Here is a 3,526-nt window from a genome sequence, read left to right as displayed (position 1 = left end):
CGCTGCGCCGCGAGCTGCCCGAGTTGCCCATTTATGAGCTCGACGAGCGGTTTACCTCGCGCATGGAGCACGCCGCCATGCTGGCCGGCGGCCTGGGCCAGAAGGCCCGCCGCGACAAGGCTACCGTCGACCGCGTGAGCGCCACGCTTATTCTGCAATCTTTTCTCGAATCGCCGCTGATGCGGGAAGTTTGAATCAACCATCAGGCGGTCATGCTGAGCGTAGCCGAAGCATCTATACCGCCGAAGTAAACCAATTGAGAGAATTAGTTGTGCAGTAGAGATGCTTCGGCTACGCTCAGCATGACGTTCTCTATTAATTACCTATTGCCATGATTTACCCCATTGTTGCCATTGGCGACCCGGTGCTCAAAACCAAAGCCAAGAACATTCCGGCCGATATGCCCGCGGCCGAACTGCAGAAGCTGATTGCCGACATGTTCGAAACCATGTACTCGGCCAGCGGCGTGGGCCTGGCCGCGCCCCAGATTGGCAAGGCGGTGCGGCTATTTGTGATGGATTCGGGCCCGATGGTGGACCTTGACGAGGAAGACCTGGCCGAACTGGAAGAAGGCGAAGTGCCCGAAGCCGGCATCAAGCGCGCCTTCATTAACCCGCAGATGGTGAGCGAAACCGGCGAGCAGTGGAGCTTTGAGGAAGGCTGCCTGAGCATCCCCGGCATCCGCGAATCGGTGACGCGCTGCGCCGACATCGTGCTGCGCTACGAAGACGAAAACCGCCAGGTGCACGAGGAGGCTTTCTCGGGCATGGCCGCCCGCGTCATTCAGCACGAGTACGACCACCTCGAAGGCATCCTGTTCACCGATAAGCTCTCGGGCTTCAAGAAGCAGTTGCTGAAGGGCAAGCTGGCCCGCATCAGCAAGGGCGACGCCCGCCACGACTACCGCATGAAGTTCGCGGGGGAGGGCCGGCGGCGCTAACCGTCAGAATTTTACGAAAGCAGCACGTCATGCTGAGCGGAGGCTGCGCCTCCGCTCAGCATGACGTGCTGCTTTGGATATCTGAAATTCAGTCCCGGAATCGTACCTTGTTTGCCGTGAAAAAATACGGCTACCTTTTTCTACTCTGCTTGCCCCTGCTCTTCGTTGCCTATCGGGCGCAGGCCTGGGGCTTTTTCGGCCACCGCCTGCTGAACCGGCTGGCCGTGTACACGCTGCCGCCGGGCATGATTGGCTTTTACAAGGCCAACATCGACTACCTCACGGTGAATGCCACCCGGCCCGACTCGCGCCGCCTGCTGGTGCCCGGCGAGGCCCCCAAGCACTTTCTCGACGTGGACCGCTACGGCGACAGCGCCGAGTTCAAGCTGCCGCGCAAGTACGCCGATGCCGTGGCCCGCTACGGCGAAGACTCGCTGCTGCGCCACGGCATTGTGCCCTGGAACGTGGTGAGCATGAAAAACCAGCTCACTGCCGCCTTCAAGGCCAAGGATACCGACCGGATTCTACGCCTCTCGGCCGACATGGGCCACTACATTGCCGATGCCTGTGTGCCACTGCACACCACCCGCAACTACAACGGGCAGCTCACCGGCCAGCGCGGCATTCATGGGCTGTGGGAGTCGCGCCTGCCCGAGCTGCTGAGCGCCGATTACGACCTGTTCAGCGGCCGGGCCGAGTACCTGGCCAACCCCACCGATGCCATCTGGGGCGCCGTGATTCGCTCGCACGCGGCCGTCGATTCGGTGCTGCGCTTCGAGAAGCAGCTCACGGCCGAGTTCGGCGACGACCAGAAATTTGGCTACGAGGAGCGCGGCAACAAGGCCATTCGCACGTATTCGCGCGATTTCAGCAAGGCCTACCACGCCCGGCTGAATGGGCAGGTGGAGCGCCAGTTGCGCTACGCCTCGGGCCTGATTGGCGACTTTTGGTACACCTGCTGGGTCGATGGCGGCTCGCCCGACCTGCGCCAGCTGCAGTACCAGCCCTCCGAAGCCGAACAGCAGCGCCTGGAGCGTGAGGCAAAGGAAACCGCCGCCGCGCCGGTGGCCGGCAGCGCCCCAGGGCACGATGAGTAGTGGTAAGATGGTGAGTTTGATGTTCTATTTGTGCCGCATGCGCAACCAGAACATCAAACTCACCACTTCACCTTAATGCTTCCGTCTGGTGCACCATGTCCAAATCGACCACGGCGATGCCGTCGTCGCCCACCTCGTAGGCGCGGATGAAGCGGCGGTGCCACTCAATTTCGTCGTGGGTGTAGGAGTTGCGGGCGTGCACGTCTTGGGCGAAGGTGTCGTCGTAGGCTTTTAGCTGGATGATGATTTCAACGTCGAGGCGCGCGTAGTCGGCGGCGGTGAGGCCGTGGAGCGGGCTTTCCGGCGTGATATCGTGCACAATGGTCCAGCTCAGGGGAAAGAAGCTGATGGCGTCGCGCTCAAGCGGCAGCAAGGCGTAGCGCTGGTCGTTGGTAGCCTCGTCGACGGTTTTGAGCAGCACGCGGGCCTCCAGGTTGATGAGGATGTTGTTGCGCTGGTTGGCGATGCGAAACTGCAGGCAGGGCGTGCCGTTGGCCCGGCGGCTGATGATGGCGGAGTTGCTGAAATGAATGCGCGCCGTGGGCCGCGAAAACCGTCCGTAGAGCAAGCCCGTGGCCAGCGCGAACGTGAGCACGCCCACCAGTGCCTCCACGCTGCTGAGGAAGCCGGTGGCGTTGGTGCCCGGGTACACGTGCCCGTAGCCCACGGAGGTGAACGTTTGAATGGAGAAAAACAGCGCGCTCAGGAAATCCTGTACGCCGTCGTGCGGGGCGGCCACGCCGGGCAGGTCTTCCAGTCCCAGCGCCATAAAGGCTAGGGCGAAGGCCACGTTCAGCACCGAGAAAAAGGCCACCACGAGGCCGATAAACGGCCACCAGTCCATCTGAATAAGCCACTGGTAGGGGTCGTGGCGGTGCGGGCCGCCGCGGCGGCGCACGTTGAACGAGCCGTCGTGGTTGATGGCGCGCCGGGTGCGGCGCGAAAATTTTTCGCCGATGCCGGGGTCGAGCGTGGGCATGAGGTCGGGGCAGAGTGGTGAATTAGCACAACAAAAAAACGCCAGACCGGGCGCAGTCGAAACGGCGTTTTCGCCTGGCAGCCACTTTAGGCCGCGTATGCCAGTCGCTGCCGTGCCCTGCACGGTTGGCCCGGCACCCATTTTTGAGACGCCAGGGCGACCACGAAGCGACACACCGGCTTAAGAAAAATTAATGTCAGCTTCAGGCCGTCCTCAGGGCGCGATAGAAATTTTGTATCGTCGGAAGAGCAACCGGAGTTCGCCGACGCTGACAACGCAACTTTTCATCCCACCTATCTTATTCGTCAATCCCATGAACAAGCCCTTTTATTCGGTCGCCCTGCTGGCCGCCGCCCTGCTCGCCGGTCACATTCAGGCCGATGCCCAGACTGTAACTAAGGTAAAAACCAAAACCTCCAAATCAGCTAAAGCCACCGCTGGCAGCCTGGCAACCCCGCCCCCGCCGCCCGCCGAAGGCGAAGGACCGGAAGGCCCCGACGGTCCCCGCCC

General features: G+C 61.9%; 5 protein-coding genes. 4 read left to right on the top strand and 1 reads right to left on the bottom strand.

What is annotated here, in order from left to right:
• From ruvX to ACYVDE_RS17675, 3 genes are all read left to right on the top strand, one after another.
• On the top strand, positions 1-194 hold a 194-nt coding region (gene ruvX, locus ACYVDE_RS17685; RefSeq protein WP_460502875.1), incomplete at its 5' end, for a Holliday junction resolvase RuvX.
• Between the two features lie 137 nt (positions 195-331).
• Entirely contained in the window at positions 332-940 is a 609-nt protein-coding gene (gene def / locus ACYVDE_RS17680; RefSeq protein ID WP_460502874.1) for a peptide deformylase, read from the top strand.
• A gap of 149 nt (positions 941-1,089) precedes the next feature.
• Positions 1,090-2,037 carry a zinc dependent phospholipase C family protein gene (locus ACYVDE_RS17675; RefSeq protein ID WP_460502873.1) on the top strand — a complete coding sequence of 316 codons (948 nt, stop codon included), beginning with the start codon at positions 1,090-1,092 and terminating at the stop codon, positions 2,035-2,037.
• Positions 2,038-2,104: 67 nt separating this feature from the next.
• Here ACYVDE_RS17675 and ACYVDE_RS17670 read toward each other — a convergent pair whose 3' ends face one another.
• On the bottom strand, positions 2,105-3,016 hold the full coding sequence (locus tag ACYVDE_RS17670; protein ID WP_460502871.1) for an ion channel: 912 nt from the start codon (positions 3,014-3,016) through the stop codon (positions 2,105-2,107).
• Between the two features lie 313 nt (positions 3,017-3,329).
• Here ACYVDE_RS17670 and ACYVDE_RS17665 point away from each other — a divergent pair.
• Positions 3,330-3,526 (top strand): hypothetical protein (locus ACYVDE_RS17665; protein ID WP_460502869.1); only part of this gene is annotated, 197 nt, incomplete at its 3' end.

It is taken from the genome of Hymenobacter agri, assembly GCF_054778495.1.
This window is presented reverse-complemented; position numbering and strand designations above follow the sequence as displayed.

Coding starts and splice junctions, on each gene's coding strand:
- def (WP_460502874.1), top strand. CDS start 332: ATGATTTACCCCATTGTTGCCATTGGCGACCCGGTGCTCAAAACCAAA.
- ACYVDE_RS17670 (WP_460502871.1), bottom strand. CDS start 3,016: ATGCCCACGCTCGACCCCGGCATCGGCGAAAAATTTTCGCGCCGCACC.